Origin of the sequence: Vibrio mediterranei, from assembly GCF_900088415.1 — a bacterium.
In the GTDB taxonomy this organism is placed as follows: Bacteria; Pseudomonadota; Gammaproteobacteria; order Enterobacterales; family Vibrionaceae; genus Vibrio; species Vibrio mediterranei.
Window position 1 is genome coordinate 466,452 of sequence record NZ_FLLQ01000002.1, and the last position, 20,559, is coordinate 487,010.

The 20,559-nt window shown below is 41.4% G+C and carries 20 protein-coding genes and 2 tRNA genes; 6 read left to right on the forward strand and 16 right to left on the reverse strand.

The window, feature by feature from the left end:
* Window positions 1-45: 45 nt before the first annotated feature.
* From VME0621_RS08225 to VME0621_RS08265, 9 genes are all read right to left on the reverse strand, one after another.
* Complete coding sequence (locus VME0621_RS08225) at window positions 46-513, reverse strand: hypothetical protein (protein WP_062457776.1); 468 nt, start codon at window positions 511-513, stop codon at window positions 46-48.
* Window positions 473-1,159 (reverse strand): winged helix-turn-helix domain-containing protein, encoded by a 687-nt coding sequence (locus VME0621_RS08230; protein ID WP_062457779.1) that lies wholly within the window; start codon window positions 1,157-1,159, stop codon window positions 473-475. The genes VME0621_RS08225 and VME0621_RS08230 overlap by 41 nt, the downstream gene beginning before the upstream one ends.
* Before the next feature lie 373 nt (window positions 1,160-1,532).
* Complete coding sequence (locus tag VME0621_RS08235) at window positions 1,533-2,489, reverse strand: OmpA family protein (protein WP_062457782.1); 957 nt, start codon at window positions 2,487-2,489, stop codon at window positions 1,533-1,535.
* Between the two features lie 120 nt (window positions 2,490-2,609).
* Entirely contained in the window at window positions 2,610-3,389 is a 780-nt protein-coding gene (locus VME0621_RS08240) for a F4 family fimbrial subunit (RefSeq protein ID WP_062457784.1), read from the reverse strand.
* Between the two features lie 239 nt (window positions 3,390-3,628).
* Complete coding sequence (locus VME0621_RS08245; protein ID WP_062457787.1) at window positions 3,629-4,384, reverse strand: F4 family fimbrial subunit; 756 nt, start codon at window positions 4,382-4,384, stop codon at window positions 3,629-3,631.
* Between the two features lie 157 nt (window positions 4,385-4,541).
* Window positions 4,542-5,051, reverse strand: coding sequence for a DUF5462 family protein (locus VME0621_RS08250; RefSeq protein WP_062457789.1), 510 nt, complete (start codon window positions 5,049-5,051; stop codon window positions 4,542-4,544).
* On the reverse strand, window positions 5,044-5,733 hold the full coding sequence (locus VME0621_RS08255; RefSeq protein WP_157769572.1) for a fimbria/pilus periplasmic chaperone: 690 nt from the start codon (window positions 5,731-5,733) through the stop codon (window positions 5,044-5,046). The genes VME0621_RS08250 and VME0621_RS08255 overlap by 8 nt, the downstream gene beginning before the upstream one ends.
* Window positions 5,723-8,077: a fimbria/pilus outer membrane usher protein gene (locus VME0621_RS08260; RefSeq protein ID WP_062457792.1), complete on the reverse strand. Its 2,355-nt coding sequence runs from the start codon at window positions 8,075-8,077 to the stop codon at window positions 5,723-5,725. The genes VME0621_RS08255 and VME0621_RS08260 overlap by 11 nt, the downstream gene beginning before the upstream one ends.
* Window positions 8,070-8,636 carry a fimbrial protein gene (locus tag VME0621_RS08265; RefSeq protein WP_065311675.1) on the reverse strand — a complete coding sequence of 189 codons (567 nt, stop codon included), beginning with the start codon at window positions 8,634-8,636 and terminating at the stop codon, window positions 8,070-8,072. The genes VME0621_RS08260 and VME0621_RS08265 overlap by 8 nt, the downstream gene beginning before the upstream one ends.
* Window positions 8,637-9,269: 633 nt before the next feature.
* On the opposite strand from VME0621_RS08265, the gene VME0621_RS08270 reads away from it, so the two are divergent.
* Complete coding sequence (locus tag VME0621_RS08270) at window positions 9,270-10,112, forward strand: ion transporter (protein ID WP_062457798.1); 843 nt, start codon at window positions 9,270-9,272, stop codon at window positions 10,110-10,112.
* Window positions 10,113-10,199: 87 nt separating this feature from the next.
* On the opposite strand, the gene asd is transcribed toward VME0621_RS08270, so the two are convergent.
* From asd to yejK, 4 genes are all read right to left on the reverse strand, one after another.
* Complete coding sequence (asd, locus tag VME0621_RS08275) at window positions 10,200-11,318, reverse strand: aspartate-semialdehyde dehydrogenase (protein WP_062457801.1); 1,119 nt, start codon at window positions 11,316-11,318, stop codon at window positions 10,200-10,202.
* A 174-nt stretch (window positions 11,319-11,492) separates the two neighbouring features.
* Complete coding sequence (locus tag VME0621_RS08280) at window positions 11,493-12,695, reverse strand: chemotaxis protein (protein ID WP_038229482.1); 1,203 nt, start codon at window positions 12,693-12,695, stop codon at window positions 11,493-11,495.
* Between the two features lie 177 nt (window positions 12,696-12,872).
* Window positions 12,873-14,180 carry an Hpt domain-containing protein gene (locus VME0621_RS08285; protein ID WP_143696315.1) on the reverse strand — a complete coding sequence of 436 codons (1,308 nt, stop codon included), beginning with the start codon at window positions 14,178-14,180 and terminating at the stop codon, window positions 12,873-12,875.
* A 66-nt stretch (window positions 14,181-14,246) separates the two neighbouring features.
* Window positions 14,247-15,245 (reverse strand): nucleoid-associated protein YejK, encoded by a 999-nt coding sequence (gene yejK, locus VME0621_RS08290; protein WP_062457808.1) that lies wholly within the window; start codon window positions 15,243-15,245, stop codon window positions 14,247-14,249.
* A gap of 84 nt (window positions 15,246-15,329) precedes the next feature.
* Between yejK and VME0621_RS08295 the strand changes: the two genes are divergently transcribed.
* From VME0621_RS08295 to VME0621_RS08310, 4 genes are all read left to right on the forward strand, one after another.
* The gene (locus tag VME0621_RS08295) at window positions 15,330-15,557 is read left to right on the forward strand and encodes a YejL family protein (protein ID WP_006070060.1); all 228 of its coding nucleotides are present in this window, start codon (window positions 15,330-15,332) and stop codon (window positions 15,555-15,557) included.
* Window positions 15,558-15,583: 26 nt separating this feature from the next.
* Window positions 15,584-17,407 carry a DUF3413 domain-containing protein gene (locus VME0621_RS08300; protein WP_062457811.1) on the forward strand — a complete coding sequence of 608 codons (1,824 nt, stop codon included), beginning with the start codon at window positions 15,584-15,586 and terminating at the stop codon, window positions 17,405-17,407.
* A gap of 63 nt (window positions 17,408-17,470) precedes the next feature.
* Window positions 17,471-17,547: transfer RNA gene (locus VME0621_RS08305), tRNA-Pro, on the forward strand.
* A 161-nt stretch (window positions 17,548-17,708) separates the two neighbouring features.
* A tRNA-Ser gene (locus tag VME0621_RS08310) sits at window positions 17,709-17,799 on the forward strand.
* Between the two features lie 356 nt (window positions 17,800-18,155).
* On the opposite strand, the gene VME0621_RS08315 is transcribed toward VME0621_RS08310, so the two are convergent.
* Genes VME0621_RS08315 through VME0621_RS08325 form a run of 3 tightly spaced genes read right to left on the reverse strand, consistent with a single transcriptional unit; the run spans window position 18,156 to window position 19,813 of the window.
* Window positions 18,156-18,344 (reverse strand): DUF2986 domain-containing protein, encoded by a 189-nt coding sequence (locus VME0621_RS08315; RefSeq protein ID WP_038229479.1) that lies wholly within the window; start codon window positions 18,342-18,344, stop codon window positions 18,156-18,158.
* Between the two features lie 54 nt (window positions 18,345-18,398).
* Window positions 18,399-18,887: an NUDIX domain-containing protein gene (locus tag VME0621_RS08320; RefSeq protein ID WP_006070057.1), complete on the reverse strand. Its 489-nt coding sequence runs from the start codon at window positions 18,885-18,887 to the stop codon at window positions 18,399-18,401.
* The gene (locus VME0621_RS08325; protein ID WP_062457814.1) at window positions 18,884-19,813 is read right to left on the reverse strand and encodes a histone deacetylase family protein; all 930 of its coding nucleotides are present in this window, start codon (window positions 19,811-19,813) and stop codon (window positions 18,884-18,886) included. The genes VME0621_RS08320 and VME0621_RS08325 overlap by 4 nt, the downstream gene beginning before the upstream one ends.
* Before the next feature lie 54 nt (window positions 19,814-19,867).
* On the opposite strand from VME0621_RS08325, the gene VME0621_RS08330 reads away from it, so the two are divergent.
* Window positions 19,868-20,554: an SDR family oxidoreductase gene (locus VME0621_RS08330; protein WP_062457816.1), complete on the forward strand. Its 687-nt coding sequence runs from the start codon at window positions 19,868-19,870 to the stop codon at window positions 20,552-20,554.
* Window positions 20,555-20,559: the final 5 nt, after the last annotated feature.

Here is a 20,559-nt window from a genome sequence, read left to right on the forward strand (position 1 = left end):
ACCGTAATTAAACTTTGTAATTTAGACTATTAAAAACAAACACCACTATTCTACAAAACCTTTTTTTGGATGATCATCAAAATCAGATTTAAAAATAGCACCTCTTGGTATCTCCACCATTGAATAGGTATTTTCATCATTACTCCGAGAAAATGCACTCCAAATTTTGGATAAATGATAAATGGACAAACCACTATTTTCCACATCTAAATCCACATCACTTAATGTTACTTTCGTACCAAGATCAATATTATAAGTGTACCCACCCCAATATCCGTAAAGCGATTTTTTTATATACTTCTCTCCCGTTTCTTTATCCCAAACATCATTATAAATCACTCCCTTTTTGCATGTAAGCGAATAGTTAATACGCTCATTGTAGTCGTATAACTCAAAATTACATCCTAGGCCATTTAGAAATGGCTTGATTATATATAGCGTAAGAAAAACACTAAAAAGTATTGCTATCCAATTAGTGTATTTTAATAAAACGCTTAGTATTGTCTTCATCATAGGTGTAACCATAGAAATAATAGCCTTCAGTTAAATTATTAAAGTCACGCACTGGTATTGGCAATACAGAACACGCTTCAACATCTTTATTTTTAATGCAGTTTACATCAGGTTTTCCTGACTCCAGAGCTATATATAGCAAGAGCTGCATCATGTTATATACAATAATAAATATCCAAAAGTATTTACGACTTTTCCTAAACGCCTCTTTGCCATTCAATGCATCTCTCTCGAAGTGAGATTGTCGATCTTTAAGTACCTTTCCAGATTCGCTGTTCGTTATAGCTTCCTCAACTCCCAGTTCATCAGAAGCGGTAGATTGGAACAAAACAGATTTTACGTTCTTAGTCTCTCTTTGATAGATATGTATGTTACTATCAATCAGGACATAACCCTTTCTTGGAACTGTTTTGATATCAATTCCAGCTATCCGTAATCGACGAATAGCCATAGTTAAAGCATTCTCCACTACAATCATTCCTGGCCATCCTTTGGCAAACATATCATCTCTTGAAACGCAATCGCCTCTATTCTCGATTAATAGCTCAAGAACAGCGCTTTCTGCGGCACTGAGTTTAGCGTGTTCCCTATCAGTGCTATCTAGGATCAAGCCTGTGCTTTTCTCTAAAAAATAATCCAACTTCATCCCACCTCTTATTGTCCCTCTATAACATTAGCACTACATGGTTAAAGACTAACAATAATAACTGTATTCAATCTAACTGCGTTACTAACAGAGCCAAGTTAACCTAGGTTCTCAGGGCTACCTCCTCCGTTCTTAACCATATTAACAATAAAGTTTGGCGTATTGTAAAGTCACTTTCAAACTCTACCACTAAATAAAGGTAACAACATATAACCTAGTACTTTCAATAATATAGGTACTGATTATCTAAGCCCGACAAAGAATAACCCCACTACAACCAGGTCTACCTAATCTTATTTTTTGCTATTGAAGATTAATTCTGGGTTACTCTCTTACGTGACGATATTATCTTGTGCTTTTTCTAATGAACCATTCAAAATTCATGTATTAAGTTGCCAATGATTATCTCTACACGACGATTTCGCTTTCTTCCTTCTTTCGTTTCATTATCCGCTCTTGGATGTTGTTCACCCTTACCGACATAGCTGATACGTTCAGAACCTATACCGTGTTGAATAAAATACTCAGCAACGCGAGCTGCCCGGCGATCGGAAAGCCATTGATTATAGGTTGTCGCTCCCGTTTTATCCGTATGCGCAACAATTCGCACATTAAGTTTTGATTTACTTCGAAGTCTCGCGAGAGGTGCTTCTAAAGCTTTGGTTGACAAGAGTGTGCTCGAGTTGGTAGCGAATAGCAGTTCATGATGGGTGACCTTTGAAGTATTCTCACTTGGTGCTGGTAATCTTGTCTCCACATATTCAAGCGGGCTCGAACTCACAGACTGTGTACCTGAAACACGCTGCATTGAGTTATCAAAATAGTAGTTAAACCCCCAATAAAATTGGGTAACATTACTCTTTACTCGCTGTCCACTACCTAAGGCATTAAAATAGTCAACACCTAATTTTGTAGAAAGTCGACAGGTCAAGCGATATTCCGCACCAATGCCTAATGAACCACTAGGTCCATTGCTATTATTATTGCCCAAAAGATAACTGGCACCCACCTTGCCATATAAAGACAATTCATCCGTAATCGGCTCACCGCTCAGCAAACCTAATGATAAGATGTTTAAATTGGCATTTGTTTGTGGGCTCTTAATGACACTAAAGTTCGAATATGTACTGACATAGCGAGTGATATCAAATCCAACGTCGACACTAAAACTAGGAGATGTATTGACCGCGCGCCCCTTACTTTCTCTTACTTGCTCGACGATACCGAAGCCAAGCGCATTACCGAGCCAAAATTTGTTGGAGTCAACCCTCTCCTGGGCAAAAGAAACGCGAGACAGTATAATTAAAATGATGGATATAATATTTTTCATGTTATTGAAAATTCGATTATATGAGCACAAACTTATAATTAACAGAGCGTTATAAAAACACCGCTCGCTATATAAATCAGGAGCGAGCGGTATTTAACTCACAGACATTTTATCAATGCCTTAATTCCATGTCACACTTACGTTGGTGGTAGCTTCCCACGGGCCGTCTCGTAATTGTGATGATTCAGGTTTATCTTCTGCAATAAATTCGACCTTTTGGAATCCTACACCAATAGCTGCCGCAATGTTTTGTTGATCAGTATGGGTACCCTCGAGTAATTGATTAAACCAAGTATAATTAGAATCGCGAATACTCGTATAATCATAATCTTTAGCATAATCCATACTCAAAAGCCATTCGGAAGCATAATTTTTTGCGGCTCGGTTAGTATGTAATAATGATTCATTTACTGTTTTAGACAATACTGCATACTCTCCATTAACTGTTATTTCTAGCACCCCAATTTGCGTTCCGCTCTCAGTGTTTATGGCATCAATAGTGAGTTTACTTTCACACCCCCCTGTACCTTCAAAACACCAGCCCTCCAATACCATATTCTGACCTTCGTTGTTTTGAAAGGACACCTGAGGAGCTAGATTTGACTGACCTGTTGCCGCGGGACCCTTCATAACAGCCTTTAGAACAGTTAGGTCGTCTTCCCTATTAAACAATGTATATCTGCGAGTATCACCCGACTTAGTAAAGCTACTCATGTCAATTTGTATATTATTGAGCTTATCTTTAAATCCTCCGACAAGACTTACCTCCCATTCTGGTGCTGTATCTTTTATCATACCTGTAAATTTAATATCTTCACTAAAATTATTATTAGCATTTGCTAAGCCAGATATTAGCAGACCCGACATAATAATACTCGTGATTAGTTTCTTTTTCATCATAACATTTATCATCCTTTATAATTTAAATTAGCTATTTGCAAATTGATTTTATTTTGCACTTGATATAATACATACAGTTACCTGGATGCACTGGTTTAGCACACATCACGTATGCTAAATTTAGAACACCTTTATATTAATAAAGCCTTCTATTAGAAATGTTGCTAACTAATCGCAACATTTCTTAAAACCAAAAATTATCGTCTATTTATACTTCTTCATCATTTGAAAAATGACTTTTATTGTATGCTGACACTTATTGGTAACGTAGCCTTCCAAGGCCCCTGTATATCAAAGACACGGATGTAGGATGACTTTAACGTAATGAGCCTAGACTGAGATATTTCCTCCCAACTAGTGGAATTAAGAACATCATCAAGCCATTGAATAGTTGGCGCGACTACAGTATCTAAAGATCGTGCACCTTTATAAACTTCGCTATAATTCTCTTGGTTAAGGCTTAGGATACTTGCTGCATTAATTGATTGTGCTGCTAAATCCGATTGTGTTTCATATACCACACCTTCTTTTTTAGCAGCTAGGGCTGCGCTCGCGGTGTATTTAACTCTAAGCCAACCATCTCTTTTACCACCCCGAAAAACCGCCACGTCAGAAAAACACTCTTGTTCATAACAGCGACTATCGACCATAGTTTCGCCAATGGTAATTGAGGGAACTAACCCCAATTGGCCAATAGTAGCAGGTACTGTCATAAAACCTTCAAGAAGAGGTAAGTCATAGATACCAATGTCAAAGTTAGCGAGTATGCCATCTTTATCGGTCCCAGTACTTCTTAACGTTTTTGCTCCAGTTAATTTTTGCCTTGTTGTATCAGGAATTCTCCATACCCAAGTGGGGTTTTGATCAATAATAACGCCGGACAACTCTACGTTTGAAGTGAATAAGTTATTACTCATATCCGAGAAATTAGCGTTTGCAGAACTTATAAATGTCATACTCGAGGATATCATGATAGCCATCAATGTTTTTTTCATTGTACTTCCTTATTATGTTTTTACCGCTATTACCACCCTAAGATTGACATATTTCAAATGCTTAGCCATTGATAACAACAGTGATACTTTATTGTTATCCCTTACAACAAAATAACGATAACAACGAGAGCTAAATCTGAGCTGAATACATTACCAGTTATCCAACCCCTTCAACTTCTATTGCAAACTCAATCCCTCCTCTATAGCTTTTAGGCATGGTTATTTTTATTGCTTGATTAATTTTAAGTTTGATATTTTTAAAGCGAGGCAATGCTGTAATTTCCACAGTATCCCCTACTTGCTTCCCATTGATACTTACTTTTCTTTCGTCAGCTATTAGCTCTACATTAGCAAATGTGGCTACATCGCTACCAGTTGATGATGTCACTTTTACTAGGACTTCACCTCGATGGTTTTTTAGCAGTGTAGCATTAGCAATTCTCAAATATTTTAATTTCCCATCTAAGTCCGCATCATTTACTGATAATAACACTGGATCTTCTAATGTTTTTTCTATTTGCAATCTATCATTATTCACAACTCCATTAACCAAACCTAGAGATTGGTTTCTTACGTATTTTGTTGTACCCTCAGCAGCTGCTGTATAAGAAAATAGATAACCTACTAATATCATTAATAGCAAGAAAAATAGTCGCATATTAGTCATCCCCTGGACCATCAAGGATATATGTATTCACACTTCCAAAATCATTTAATGCTGAGACGGAGTGTATCTGATTACCAGTTACATTAATCCTGTCTCCTGGTTTAAACATTTTTAGGCCACTATTAGCTTCTTTGCTAAATTCAATAGCTTCCCCCTTAGCATTCTGAACACTCGCGATTGTGAATATATAAGGTGTCGTATTAACTAACCACTGCTCACCAGGTAAATGTTCTACTGTTAAGTTTTTTTCTGCACCAAGACGACCTTCTGCAATGGCTTCGGGTCTGTATATCAACTTAACCCGTGTACGAATTGCGATTGCAAGTCCACTTCCTTTTCCAGCGGGAGGAATTTCTTGCAAATTCAACCAATAAATTGATTCTTTATCATTCGGCATATGGTCGGATACTTTCATTATCCTAAACACCTGTGTACGACCCTTATTTATTTTGAAAAATGACGGAGTCGCGATAAAGGACGGGCGCGTATCATTCTCCACAATATTTTCAACCCAAATTTGCGCGCCATAATCTTCCTTAGAGCGATTATCTACTGTTGCTGAAATAAACTGACCGTCTCCTTTATAGATATAACGTGTAGCGTCTAACGCCAACGAAGCGATGGCCTCATTCGTGAATAATATTGAGCTCAAGGCAAACGTTAATATAAGTTTAATTTTCACACATAACCTCTTGTAATTGTGTTGTTTGTTTGATGGACGAGGTGGGGATTTCGCAATCTCCGACACGAAAACTCTTTAATTCATCGATAGAGTTAACAAATAAAATACCGTTTTGAGTAACGAAACCTAACGGAGTGCCGTCGTTCGATTCTGCCCACGTACCACTCTGCACAAAAGCGCCTTGTTTATTCTTTATTTGAAACAGATATCTAAGTACTTTTACCGATTCAAATGGTAAAAACACTACTGCACCACCGGTCGGTACAACGCGTTTTTCAGTCTCTAATAACTCAATATCCGTAGGCAACGTATCACCAGACAACCTAATACGGTTTTCTCGATAGGCACTCGCAGGAACTACCGCATTACCTTTAGACGTCGAGCGATATGGAGACGAGGAAAACTTGACTCCTTCAGTATCCGCAACATTCGCAACAATGAGAGTGTCTGCTCTCGTTCCGGTAAATATCATGTCGCGCTCTGTAGGCAACAGAATCACCGAACCACTTGTCGACGCTGAACCTGTCGTTTGCCCATTCGATTGAGATAATCTTCCCCGTAATGAAGCACGTTCTGCTTGATATCCCGTACTCACTGAATAGGTTTTGCTATCACTGTCACCTGACCAGTTGATATTTGCGGAGTAATTTGCTTTCTCTCCAATTGACGAAGATACCCCGGTTGAGTAATTGCTACTCCCATTATCATTCGTCGTCACCGTGCTATAAGTTGAGTAATTTGAACCACCTATACTAAAAGGTACCGACAGTGATAACGAACCACTGAGTTCCGAGCCGTTGCCTGATTGGCTATATGATGTCACAAGTGACACATTGAACTTCGGAAATTGTAATGATGCTCTGGCATTAATTCCGGAATTGTCCGCAACATCCTCCCAATAAGAACGCTTCCAACCACGGAACCCTACACTTAGGTTAGTGGTGATTCGGTGGGAAAGTCCTAAGTTATATTGTGACTTCAAGCTGCTGCCATAACGAGCTCCCTCTGCATCAGGAGCAAAGTTTGAAAACTCCGTGTATCCCTGAGACAAGTATTGTGCGCTAGTTACTTGTAACGACGTACTTTTGTTCAATTTCTTACCGTAAGTCATCGATACTCTACCCCCAGTCGCGCTGCTGTTGTCATCATATATCGCATGGGAGTAAGCACTTTGGGCTCCTAAAGTCCCCCAGTGACCAAGCCCTCTTACCAGGCCGGCGCCAAAAGCTACGTATTTGGCATGAAGTAGAACGCTCGTTTTAAGCGTGAAGTTCTCAAAGCCATAACCAACATTACCCGCCCAAAAAAGACCATTTAGGTCGTTGGTACCACTTTGGCGTAACCCTGAGTAAACACTGTATTCGTAGTCTCCAGAGCTAAGCATGTTTGGAATAACCGTTAGTGGGTAGACTTGAGTTAGTACTGAACCATCTTCTTCCGTAATAGTCATCGTTACGTCTCCACTGCTTAATAGACGCACGTCGCGAATTTCAAAAGGGCCTGCTGGAACCGATTCGATATAAATCGTGCTCCCGCTCTGACTTAATACGACTTTGGCGTTACTTTTTGCAATACCCGAAAAAACAGGCGAATATCCGATTTCATTGGCACGCATGTTACTATTGCTGACCAAACCAACACCCATCAAGCTCGCTCCACCAATTAGCGAGTTAGAGGTAAATGTTCTACCTATGGTCAAGTCCGATTTCCAATCATAAAGTGCACGTCTCGCACTGCCTGTTGAAATATTCACATCACTTTCACTGATACTTATGAACGAGTCACCCACCCATTTTCCTGCGTTTGCTAATAGACCCAGAGACCCATAACTGCTTGTTCCAACTTTATTTACATTGGTACTAGCTGAGTAATTCATTCTTAAGGCGGGGATACCATAATCCCATTCCAATACTGCCTTTTGTTTTTTATCAAGCCCTTTTTGTGGTATTTTAAAGTTTATATTCTGGGTCGAAAAGTCCATATTTACCGTTGTATTTATATCATTAGCAATAACATAACATTGACGTTCTTTATTTATATTCTTAGCGTAGAAGTCAGTATTTATATTTATGCCAGCGTCCCTAAGCCACTGCTCGCTTAAACATAAGTCACTCTTGTCCTCAGGTAAAATATTGAGTATGCGTTTGCCGATATGTTTATCGTTCAATTCCACGTCAACCAGAAATCGACCGGGCATAAATTTATTGGTAGAATCATCCCAAGCCTTCATATCAGCTCTATTTCCGCCCCGAACAAACCCCCAATTGAGCTCACCAGCATGAGGGTATGATGTCGTCAGAATAAACAATACACCGCACATCAACCCGCTAAAACAGTTATTCATAGGACACCACCAATGACAAAGAACCGCTATAGGTTCCAGACGTAGCGCTATCTAAGCCCTCGACACGAGCTTTGAAGTTAAATACACCTTGGGTTGCGAAGCTTGACGGATAAGATAGTACATTGTTATCAGCTGTTATTTTTGCAACACTACTCACGTGTCCGGAATCGACAGAAGAGATGGCTATGCGAACACCATCACCAGCTCCACGGGTAACAACACCTCTCGAATCTAACTGGTCAGCCCCTTCATCTCCGAACTTAAACTTCACCAGACCAGAACTTCCAGCTTTAAAGGCGCTGCATCCTGGCTGCTCCGCGCCTGGTTCAAACAAGTTAATAACAATAGATTTCTCTGGCATGCCAGTTCTTGTCGACTTGTTGTACACACCAAAATCAATAACACCTTCAGAAAGACTTCGAGCGCTACCGTCGCTGATTGTTATCGTACATACAGATGCGACAACGTTCCCACTGATGTTAGTTTTTACGCTGATTAGAGAAGCAGCAAAGCAATTACTAGATAAAATAACAAACAGAATAGGTAACATATTTTTCATAGCAGTTTGATACCTCGGGCAGTTAAAAAACTTGGGATTTCGAATTTAAAAAAACGAAAAAAACTAAACTTGCAAACAATTAAACCGGGAAACACCAATTAATTAAAGTAAGCAAAAATAATAATTTATTTTTATATCAATAATAAAAATAAGCTCAGGAGAGCCTTGATCAGATTGATAAAACCTCAACTCTATTAAAGTTAGCCGCGCAACTAAAGGCGCCAATCAGAACATACAAGCCATAGATAAATCGGAATTTTGAGGAATTAATTAATAGATATATAATCCATCCATAAAAATTACATATCACATTACCAAACTGGTTATAAACTTTTACTACTCTCCTAACGCTAGCAAGAAAAAATAATGACATAAGTTAGATATTTTAGAACAATCACATTGCCTATTACGGCTGTTACGATTTATTTTTGATCTCGACACTAATACGAAAAGAGAGCTATTAAGTTAACAGAGGGTATGTCTAGCGTTGTAAGTTTGATATTCTTATCATGTTTTTAGGGGTTATGTTTTAGGTCAGCTACTCTAGTAATAGTAGAACCATTTACATAATGCAGTCTTGAGACTCTGATTTTTGTTTCGCTCGCTGGCTATTCTTAGGGATTAAAAAACGCAATGGATAATAATCGCTTACAACATCAACTTTACGTCATCATTTTTGGGCACTCCACTCGAGCCGGGCGTGCTTTTGATATCACACTGATCATTGCAATTCTTCTCTCGCTCACCGTACTGATTCTTCATTCAATAGAAGGCTTCGCATCGGATTGGGACAATGAGTTCGTAATAATTGAATACATCTTCACTGGACTATTCACTGTTGAATACCTTTTAAGACTCTATTGCTCGCCCAAACCTAAAGCCTACGCAACAAGCTTTTATGGTGTGGTGGATTTATTGGCGATCTTGCCAACCTATCTGGCACTGCTCTTCCCTTCAGCTTCTTTTATGGGTGTCATAAGGTTGCTACGTATCATGCGGATCTTCCGGATCCTAAAGTTGGTTCGCTACCTTCAGGATTCCAATATACTGCTACGTTCTTTACTACTGTCACGCCGAAAGATAATTGTGTTTTTTAGTACGGTCGCCATTTTAGTGACGATTTTTGGTGCCCTGATATTTGTTATTGAAGGTCCCGAGAATGGCTTCACAAGTATTCCACAAAGTATCTATTGGGCTATTGTCACTATTACTACGGTTGGATACGGCGATTTGATTCCCAGCACCCCACTTGGGAAAGCGCTAGCGTCGCTGACTATGTTACTCGGCTACTCCATACTTGCCGTACCGACCGGAATCATCACGGCCGAACTGAATCAGGAGATGAATGCTCACCGTAGCCTAGTTAAGTGCCCAAACTGTTCGAAAGCAGGTCATGAAAGTGATGCTTTGTATTGCAAGTACTGTGGTAGTGAGCTCGCCGAGCCCGATGAACGTGTCGTTATAAAATCAGATTAAAAGAATGATATGTCGCTGAGTAACCGCAAAAAGCAGATACAAAAAAGCCCTCTTTCAAGGGCTTTAGTCTTATCTAATAGATAACAATTAACACGTCTTTTCCGCCAAGATTATGCGCAGCGTACGACGCAATGGCTCCGCCGCGCCCCACAGCAATTGGTCACCCACAGTAAATGCATTGAGAAAATCATCACCCATCGCCATCTTTCTTAGACGACCAACAGGGATAGACATCGTGCCGGTGACTTTCGCCGGAGTCAGTTCTTGAGCGGTAATGTCACGCTCATTCGGGATAACTTTAACCCAGTCATTGTGAGTGGCGATGATCTCTTCGATTTCATCCATTGGTACATCTTGCTTAAGCTTGATTGTGAGTGCTTGAGCATGACAACGCATCGCGCCGATACGAACACAAGTACCATCGATAGCAATTGGGTTGCCATCCGTACCAAGAATCTTGTTGGCTTCAACGCCAGCTTTCCACTCTTCTTTACTTTGACCGTTATCGCGTTTTACGTCGATCCATGGAATGAGAGAGCCTGCCAAAGGCACACCAAATTGATCCGTAGGGAAAGAAGACGAACGAATAGTCTCAGCCACTTTACGGTCGATATCTAGAATCGAACTAGCAGGGTTTGCAAGCTCTGAAGAGACCGCATCATTGACCACACCCATTTGTGAAATTAGCTCACGCATGTTTTTGGCACCAGCACCAGAAGCAGCTTGATACGTCATGGCACTCATCCATTCGACCATGCCTTTTTCATACAGGCCACCTAAACCGAGCAACATCAAGCTCACGGTACAGTTACCACCAACAAAGGTGTTTGTGCCTTTAACTAGACCATCTTGAATCTGACCTAAGTTCACTGGATCTAAAGTGATGATGGAGTCTTTGTCCATACGGAGAGTAGAAGCTGCATCAATCCAATAGCCTTTCCAACCAGCTTGACGTAATGCAGGATAAACTTTTTCGGTGTAGCTACCACCTTGACAGGTAATGACTGCATCAAGTTGTTTCAAGCTTTCGATATCAAAAGCATCTTGAAGCATACCGGCATCTTTGCCGAAGTTAGGGGCTGGGATACCTACTTGAGAGGTACTGTAGAATACTGGTTCGATAACGTCGAAGTCTTTTTCTTCGACCATACGCTGCATCAATACCGAACCAACCATGCCGCGCCAACCAACTAAACCTACTCTCATTGAATTACTCTCCGTGTGAATTTAAAAAAGGCTCCTCCATCTATAAAATTTTCCGAGCCATAACACAAGAGTAAAGTAACAATAAGTGTGTCTTTTTTTAACTAACCCTACCAGTTTTGCTAATTTGAGAAGATTAAGTTGTAAAAAAAGCCCCAATACGGGGCTTCTATAAATTTATGCGCTTGTTTTACTCTCTTTTCTTGCTTGAACCTTCTTACCAAGGATGTAGCCAAGTCCAAGAGGTGCAAAAAAGATCACCAAAATAAACAAGATAAAGTAAACAATAGTGCTTTTAATCAGTTGGATAAGTTTTTCTACAGCTAACGTTACGACATCTTGAGAAATCTTGTCGAGGTCCTGAGCAAACAATTCTCGCTCTTGATTTACGATAAGCGCGATTTCCTTACGTTCACGCTCAACCATTTTAATCAGCTCTTCACGCTCTCTCGCCACCATGTCGTCAAGGGCTTGTCTTTCCGCGCTTAGCTGCGTCAACTTATCTTGAGTCTTGGCATCCAGATCATTGAGTAGTGGCTGCAATTCAATCGCCATCTTCTGCGCAAGGTCTCTCATGTATTCGGGATTATTGTTAACGAAGTCCTGAAACGCGTCTGCACTCAATTGGAAACTTTGGATAGCTCCTCGAATATCATCACCATTTACGTTGCTGTTTAAAGCAATCAGCTGCGCTTTCCACGTCATTAGCTTTGGTGTTTGTTCCGACATAAGAGATAAACGATCCGAGACATCCGATAGAGCTTCTGGCATGGTTCCAAGCGTTGTTGTAACTTCACTTTCGTCGATCCCCTGCGCTTTTAACCACTCACGATAAGCCGGTGTTCTGGAAAAAGTTAGATTTTCAAAAGGGTGTAATGCAGCGAATTTCTCGACAAACTCTTTGCTAGTAGCGTAGTTATCACCTTTGAACAAGGATTTTGCTAACTTATCAATTTCGTTGCTAAGCTGCTGAGACACTTGTTTAGCATCATCACTTGTAAACAGAGCTTGACCATTGCCTTGGTTGAAAAAGTTATTCATCTGGATCGTAAACACCCACGAATCGATCAAACCCGCAGTTGGCGAAACTTGATAAGCAGCTTGCTGTAGACCCTCTTCGGCATGGATTTTCCAAAGTAACACGTACGATTGGTTCATCACGTCATTTTCAGGATACTGAGCTGCAAGTGAGTCCGCTGTTGATTCAACTTGGCTAAAAAACTCACGACTGTATTCTCGCGTCATCAAGCGCATATTCAATTCTTGCTTCGTCAGCGGGGTCGTTTGACTATCGAGCTGTACCTCGAGAAGTGAGCAGCCTGAGAGAGCTACCATGAGCAGTAGCAAAAGAAAATTGCGAGTGGCGCGCAATGCGTTCATCAAAAAAGCCTCTGATCGTGAATAAATGTACAACACATTCATTATACTTATAAAACACAAAGTTCTCGCTAAGTGTCAGTATTTTTGAGTGATTTTGACAAACTCTTTTCTTGGTGCACGTTCAGCCTTAAACCTAAATGCGTGAAAGCCTTAGGCTGTTTTCGCTAATTCAAAGTGCTAGGTCGTCGATTGCGCAATGTAGGCCTGCGCTGACACTATCGCTTGCTGTAAATTATTATCCAGCTCAGCGAGCACGGTTTGAGATAGCGTTTGACTCTCTTTCAAGCTTTTTTCCGCTACTGTCGCAACATTGCGAAGTTCATCAGCAAAAATACTTCCAGAAACGCCTTTCAACGTATGAGCAATTCGCGTGGCTTGTTCAATGTCGTCGGTTAAATGTTGTTGTAATCTTTCTGCGTCTTGCGCGTGCTCTGAAACAAATACTCCCAACAGCAACAACATAGACTCTCGGTCACCGTCAAGAGTGTTCAACATCTTTGAGAAATCTATCGCCTCGGAACTCTCCCGCCTTTGAGCTGGAGCTTGCTGTTCAGTTTCTACCTCAGTCTCCACATTCGGCGCGGTTTTGAGTTGATTAGGCACGGCTTGCGATTCAATTTCCACAGCGAGTGCTAATTCAGGCTCTGAGATGTGCTGCTCCTGCTCAACCGAACTTTCCGTCGCGAATGACTGGGTAGTTGGCTGCAATTGACTATCCTGAGCAACACGCATGGTCCGAATCGCAGTTAGGATGATTAGAGCCATCGCGACAATACTAAGCACTACTATCATTAATATTTGATGATTAACGATAAGCTTAGATTGATCCGTTCTTTGAGAAAGCTCACGCATCACCGGGTGATTTACAACTCGTTCGACTAGGAACTCAGTATTCGCAGATTGTGAGAGTAGAACCGATGCTTGAGAGTTCAGAGCTAATAGCTCCAACCTATCCTCTTCTGGTAGTTGATACGCCGCACGCTGAATTTCTTCTAGACGCAGATAGACTTGTCTTGGCTCGATAGATTCATTAAACAATGTGTCCAATACTACATAAGACAATTGATTACTTAGCGCTTTTGCACTTGCACTAAATGTTGGCGTTTGCTCGCTGACTCGCGCGATAAACTCATCAAGTCGAGTTTCATCAGTTGCAAGCAGTTCCGCTTGCTCAACAAATCGTTCGAGCAAATATACAGTGTGTGATACGTCGGAAAGTAGATCTGAGCTTGTCAGGGATTTTAATTGAATCGTTTGCGCGTGTATCAACTGAATATCAAGCTCTATCTGTTCCGAAAACTTGGAGCGATAAGGTTGAGGGAGGAAGAGAGTCTGCTGCAGCTTATTGATGCTAATGGATATCTCATCCATTAAATGGTTAGTTTGATCTTCTTTAGAAGTCAGATAAACGACAGCCGAAATGGCCAGCGCCCACATCATGCCAATGATGGCAACGACAGTAAAAAGACGTTTATAAGAATTCAACAACCGTTCCCCTTCCTTGGTTCTTGCGATCTAAAAAGCGCTACACAAGGCAGCGCTTTCATTATTTTATCGGTTCCGAGTCAACTGGTCTCTGAGATTAGGAGGAGTTCCCTTGATCGTCAATGTATCAGTTTCTGGATCGTAAAATACGCGCTCACCCAGTAATAGACTATCAAAGCTTAAGTTCAGTCCACCACCCGCACCAACAAATTTTGTTAGCTTGCGAACTGTGGAGCGATCTGCTGGAAAACTGTCTTCAAGATCATAGCCTTGTTCTTGAGTGTAATCTAAAAAGCTCGAGCCTTCATTACTAGGTAGCTCTCCGGACAGTTCTTTTATTTGAACTTCATCACCAGTCTTCAACTGATCACTGCAGTAATCAAAGACCTGTTTCTTGTAACTAACGGTTTCATCTTTATCAAGCTGAGCATCCGCACAATAATCCTCTACCGCTTGCATCAAAATGGTATTTTGCTGTTTAGTGTCCAGCCCCACCTGTGCCTGCAAAAAGTCGAGGAAGAAGTCTGCTACTTTGCGACCTACCCTACCTTTGATGTAGGTAAGATAACGGTTAGAGCTTTTATCTAAGTCATAGCTGGTTAGGTCAATACGTGCAGCAATGTCCATTTTAGCGATATCGAGATAATCAATTGAACCGATGTTCAATCCTTCTGTGATTTGCAAGCTATTGTAAGAAGGCAACAAACCGATGAACAAATAGTCGGTTGCTAAAGACTGATACTGTGCCATTACCAAAGTGCCCGCTTCAGCAAATGGGTATTTAGCCAACTCAGTTTTTAGTCGCTCGGCGCTGTCTTGCGAGAATGCGTAAAAGTCTTTCTCACCTTTTAGCAGCTCACCCAACCAAACTTGGAAGTCACTTTCTTGAGTAAAGGAACCAAATCCTTTTCCTGCTTTCGAATTAAATACGCGATGAAGCTCAGCAACAAGGCTTTCGGTTGAATTATCGTTTGGTAAAAGGGCCTCACGGTAATGAACAACCAGTTCTTCCTGCTCATTTATCGCCAACTGGTGTAAAATAACGTTAGATAGGTTCAAACTCATAGTGAAATTATTATCGTTGCTGTTTCGTTTGTGATGCAGAGTAGGGTATCATAAGCCGCTTTCATTATCATTAGCAGAGTCTTTATGCCAATTACATCTAAATATACCGATCAACAAGTTGAAGATATCCTTTCTGAAGTTGCAGCAGTGCTTGATAAGCATGGCGCAAGTGCAGAACTTTCACTTATGATTGCAGGCAATATCGCAACCAATGTCTTAAATCAGAACGTTGCTCCTTCACAACGCCAAGCAATTGCGGAAAAATTCTCTAAGGCTCTGATTTCTTCTCTAGAAACTAAAGACCAACACTAATCAACTACGGACAGAAATAACGGCAGATGGTAGATAGCGAAAATTCATATGGTGAACGAGTCTCACGACTAGTTGGTTGGGGACACTGGTTTGCGTTCTTCAATATTATCGCAGCTATGTTGGTTGGCACGCGTTATATCGCCGCGTCACCATGGCCAGATACACTGTTGGGGCAGATCTATCTGCTGACCTCGTGGATTGGGCATTTTGGCTTTTTAGTATTTGCCTTGTACCTTTTAGTGCTATTTCCGCTAACGTTTATTGTTCCCTCGCGCAAGCTGTTTAGGCTGCTTGCCGTTTGTTTCGCAACGTTCGGACTCACTGTCCTACTTATTGATACCCAAGCTTACCAATCAATTAACTTACACCTTTCCCCGGTGGTATGGGAACTACTGTTCAATGACGAAAGTAGCCCGGTAAGTTCGGACCTACAACATCTATTTATTGTGCTGCCGCCAATATTCCTAGCGCAGTTGGCACTTTCAGAGTGGGTTTGGAAGAAACAACGCAAACTTTCCCACAAACATGTTGGACGCCCACTCACGGCGGTGTTCTTCTTATGCTTTATTTCTAGCCATCTGATCTTTATCTGGGCTGATGCTTATTTCTATAACCCAATTACCATTCAAAAAGCGAACTTCCCGCTTTCTTACCCAATGACAGCTAAGTCATTCATGGAAAAGCATGGTCTATTGGATAGAGAAGAATACCTTCAAAAATTGAAAGAGAATGAAGGTGCGGTTGACCTTGTTAGCTACCCATTAACAGAGATAGAGTTCAATCGTCGCTCAGAAAATTTAAACGTACTTGTCGTAAGCATTAATAACTTACGCAGTGATATGTTAACTGCGGACACCATGCCAGTCAGTTATGGCTTCGCGCTAAACAACCAAAATTTCACTAATCACTATAGTTCTAGTAACGATGACTTTGGTGTATTTGGTTTGATGTATGGTCTGCCAAGCAGCTATGCAAGTAGCATCAAAGCTCAAGGGACTGCGCCTCTGTTTATGTCAATCCTTCGCGACCAAGGCTACAGCTTCAAACTCTATAGTGGTGATAATTTTGAAGATGATATCTATAGAGATACCATATTCCGCAAATTCCCTATGGTAGATCTAACCGTTCAGCAAGAAGGTGAAACGAACCCACCTATCGTCTCTGACCTCACTGCCATTAAACGTTGGCAAGCTGATATTGAATCAGGGACTGGAAAACCTTGGTTCAGCTACATAGAACTTACCACCGTTGATAACTTCGACGCTTATCAACCACAAGGCACTGACCTATCGCCGGAACAGCAGTTTATTGCTGCTTATTCTGCTGCAGCGACAGCAGCGGATGGTGAGTTTGCTAAAATATTGCAAACAATCGCTGACCAAGGGTTGATGAACAACACCTTGATTATTCTTACGTCTAATCATGGCACTGAATTCAACGAAACAAAGACGCGCAGTTGGGGCTCTAATACCAACTACAGTCAATATCAACTCCGCGTACCTATGGTGGTTCATTGGCCTGGAAAACTGGCTGCAGATTATACCCATATGACGAGTCACCTTGATCTCTCAGCAACCATTATGCAAGACCTAAGTGGCGTCTCCACGAGTGTGAAAAACTACAGCAGCGGTCGTAACTTGTTTGATGAACGTAAACGCAAATGGATTATTGCAGGGGACACGAGAGAGCTTGCATTAATTACGCCGACAGATACTACTGTTGTCGATAAATTTGGTAACTACAGCTTATACGATCACAACTATCGCAAACTCGACGATAAGAATCCGAAGCTGCCGATACTGATGCAAGGCTTCACAGAACTACAACGTTTCTACGCAAAAAGTCAGTAAATCAAGGATTTAATAACTCTGGACTCTTGACCTAGAAAATCCTCTGGTTTAGATTAATCCCATCGGACTGTAGCGCAGCTTGGTAGCGCACCGTCATGGGGTGTCGGGGGTCGCTGGTTCAAATCCAGTCAGTCCGACCATATTCAAGCCCCTAGTGAAAGCTAGGGGCTTTTTACTAAAGAAATGTTTAGTTTATAGACACCCAAACCTATTTTTTAATTCAAGCGCTTATAATTGCAGCAAACAGTTAAAATAAGGGTTTACAAACAGTAAGATGCCTATTATTATGCGCATCAACAACGGAGAGATGGCTGAGTGGTTGAAAGCACCGGTCTTGAAAACCGGCATACGTTAATAGCGTATCTAGGGTTCAAATCCCTATCTCTCCGCCACATTAAGAAAAAGCCGCTACTAAGTAGCGGCTTTTTTGCATTTAGCCTTTCTATATATTTAGTTAACGACACTTCCCAAATATCCGCAGTATGCTTATCTACACCTATAAAGACGTGATGGTTTATACCGGACTCATGGCGTACAGCTAGTATTAATAAAATATGCAGGTCGATTGATGATTCCTATTTCTAAAAACGCACACATAATGTTGTGTGTCTTATTTAAGGAATCTTGGCTTAAGAGTTTCTGGTGATACTTTTTGCACTACGCAGTATTTGAGTTGAAGCTAGAGTTGAATTAATTGATATGGTTGGGGTTGAGCGGTTTTAAACTGCTCAACCAGACTTGCTAAACATTATGATGTTGCCTGTTCAGGCGCATCTAACATTTCATTATTATTTTGTGCTTCTTGCTCCGCTTCCATCTTCGCACGTTCGGCTTTAGATATGTAACGCGGTTTATTCTTCCCTGCGCCATTCTTTTTAGCGTTCGCTTTTTTCATTCGCGCTTTATGAATCTGGTTGATTTTTTTCTTACGGTTCATCGCAGGTACTCATTGGTTCTGTGTTGGTCGTGCATCATACAGAGGTTATTGCCGTTAATCTAGGTGGTTCACATCGTCATTCTCTCCTTGGACATAACTTCCTAAATGGGTCGCAAACTGCTTGGCTTGAATCAGTGGAAGTACCGTAGACACAATGTCAGCTGGAAAGACTTTGTATTGATTGAGATCTTCAACATCAACCCAAGCTACTTGTTGAATGTACTCAGAGTCATTAAGTCCCTCTAGGTTAACTAGAGAAAGCTCTCCTCTCCATGACTCAACTAAATAAAACAACTCAACGTGGTAGCGATCGGATGAGGTCTCATGAAACTCCCGTACACACAATAACGGCCCGACGGTCACATCAAGCCCAGTCTCTTCACGAAACTCTCGCACTAACGCTTGCTTGGAAGACACATCCGAATCCTCAAGGCCACCACCCGGTGGAATCCAGTATTCTCCTGAGTATTGGTCGCGCACACGAAGCATTAGTATCTTATTATTTTGTAACGCGATACCTGCCGCTCTTATTCTGTGCTTCATTTGCCGCTCCTTTGCTGGTATGCCGCATCGATAAGTGACATGTGAATAGGAATTAAATCGCTATGCTCTGTTCGATAACCACCACCAACGACACAAGCGACAGGGATACCTTTATTTCGACAGTAGTCCAGCATCCATAAATCACGCTGGCATACTCCGTCCAAGGTCACTTGTAGATAGCCTAGTTCATCGTCCTCGTGAATATCTACACCCGCGTCATAAATAATCAGATCGGGTTGATGCAGTCGTATTGCTAGTTCAACCACCTGCTTGAAGCTTGCCAAGAACTCTTTGTCACTCGCACCTCGACTTAAAGGCACATCCATATCAGATAACGGCTTTCTCGCGGGAAAGTTCTTTTCGCAATGAAGTGATAGAGTCACTATTTGATCAGTACCTGCGGCAAGGGTCGCACTTCCATCGCCATGATGTACATCACTATCAACAATCAGTACTTTCTCTATCCCATGCTCTATTGCATTTTGCGCGGCGATAATAAGGTCATTGAACAAGCAGAAACCACTACCAAAATCGTAATGGGCGTGATGATAACCGCCACTTAAGTGAATCGCTAAACCATACTCCATCGCTTGTTGTGCTGCTAAACACGTCCCACCAGCTGAGATCAGTGTTCGTTGAATAAGCTGCTCTGTCCAAGGAAAGCCTATTCTTCTTATCTTCGCTGCAGGTAAGCTTCCTGTGACCAAACCCTCTACATAGTCTTTACAGTGAACCTGCTGCACTTGCTCTACCTTCAACGGGCTAGGTGTTTTTATGACAAAAGGAGATTCGGCCAAGCGTAAGTACTTTCGCTCAACCTCTTCATACAGCAAACGGTATTTGTTGATAGGATAACGATGTCCTTCTGGCAATGGTAAATCAGAATAGATAGGGTGATAAATCAAAGGAACAACGTTGTTGTGCATCAGACGCTCTAGATTTCATTTATAATGGGAGCATCTTATCGTTAGGGAGCACATATGAAAACCGTATTCATTACAGGGGCAAATCGAGGTATTGGTCTTGCTCTTACCAAAAGATACCTTCAATCTGGCTACCAAGTACACGCCACTTATCGCAGTGCATGCAGCGCTAAGGAGCTGCTGTCTCTGGAGGTAAGTGAGTCAAACCTGTCTACATACTGCTTTGACGTCACCGATTATCCAACCTATCCGCAACTTCTCGCACAGTTACCCAACCTCGATATTGTAATCAATAATGCAGGCTATTATGGCCCCAAAGGCTACGGTTTCGGCAATACAGACATCGATGAATGGCGCAAGGTATTGGAAATAAACACCATCGCTCCACTTAAATTGGTGGAAGCACTCTACCCCAAAATCCAAAAATCCACGATTAGGAAAATTGCTTGCTTATCTTCTAAAGTTGGTAGCATGACAGAAAACACATCGGGTGGCGGGTACATTTATCGCTCCTCAAAAGCCGCACTTAACTCAGTAGTTAAGAGTTTGAGTAACGATTTAAGCCAAGAAGGTATTACCGTTCTGGCATTACATCCGGGTTGGGTTCAAACCGAGATGGGCGGTCCAAATGCTCTTATCTCAACCACAGAATCAGCATCTGGCTTGTTCAAGGTCATCGAAAACGCTAACTCCAACCATTCAGGCCAATTTATTAACTTCGACGGTCAACCACTTCCTTGGTAGGCCAT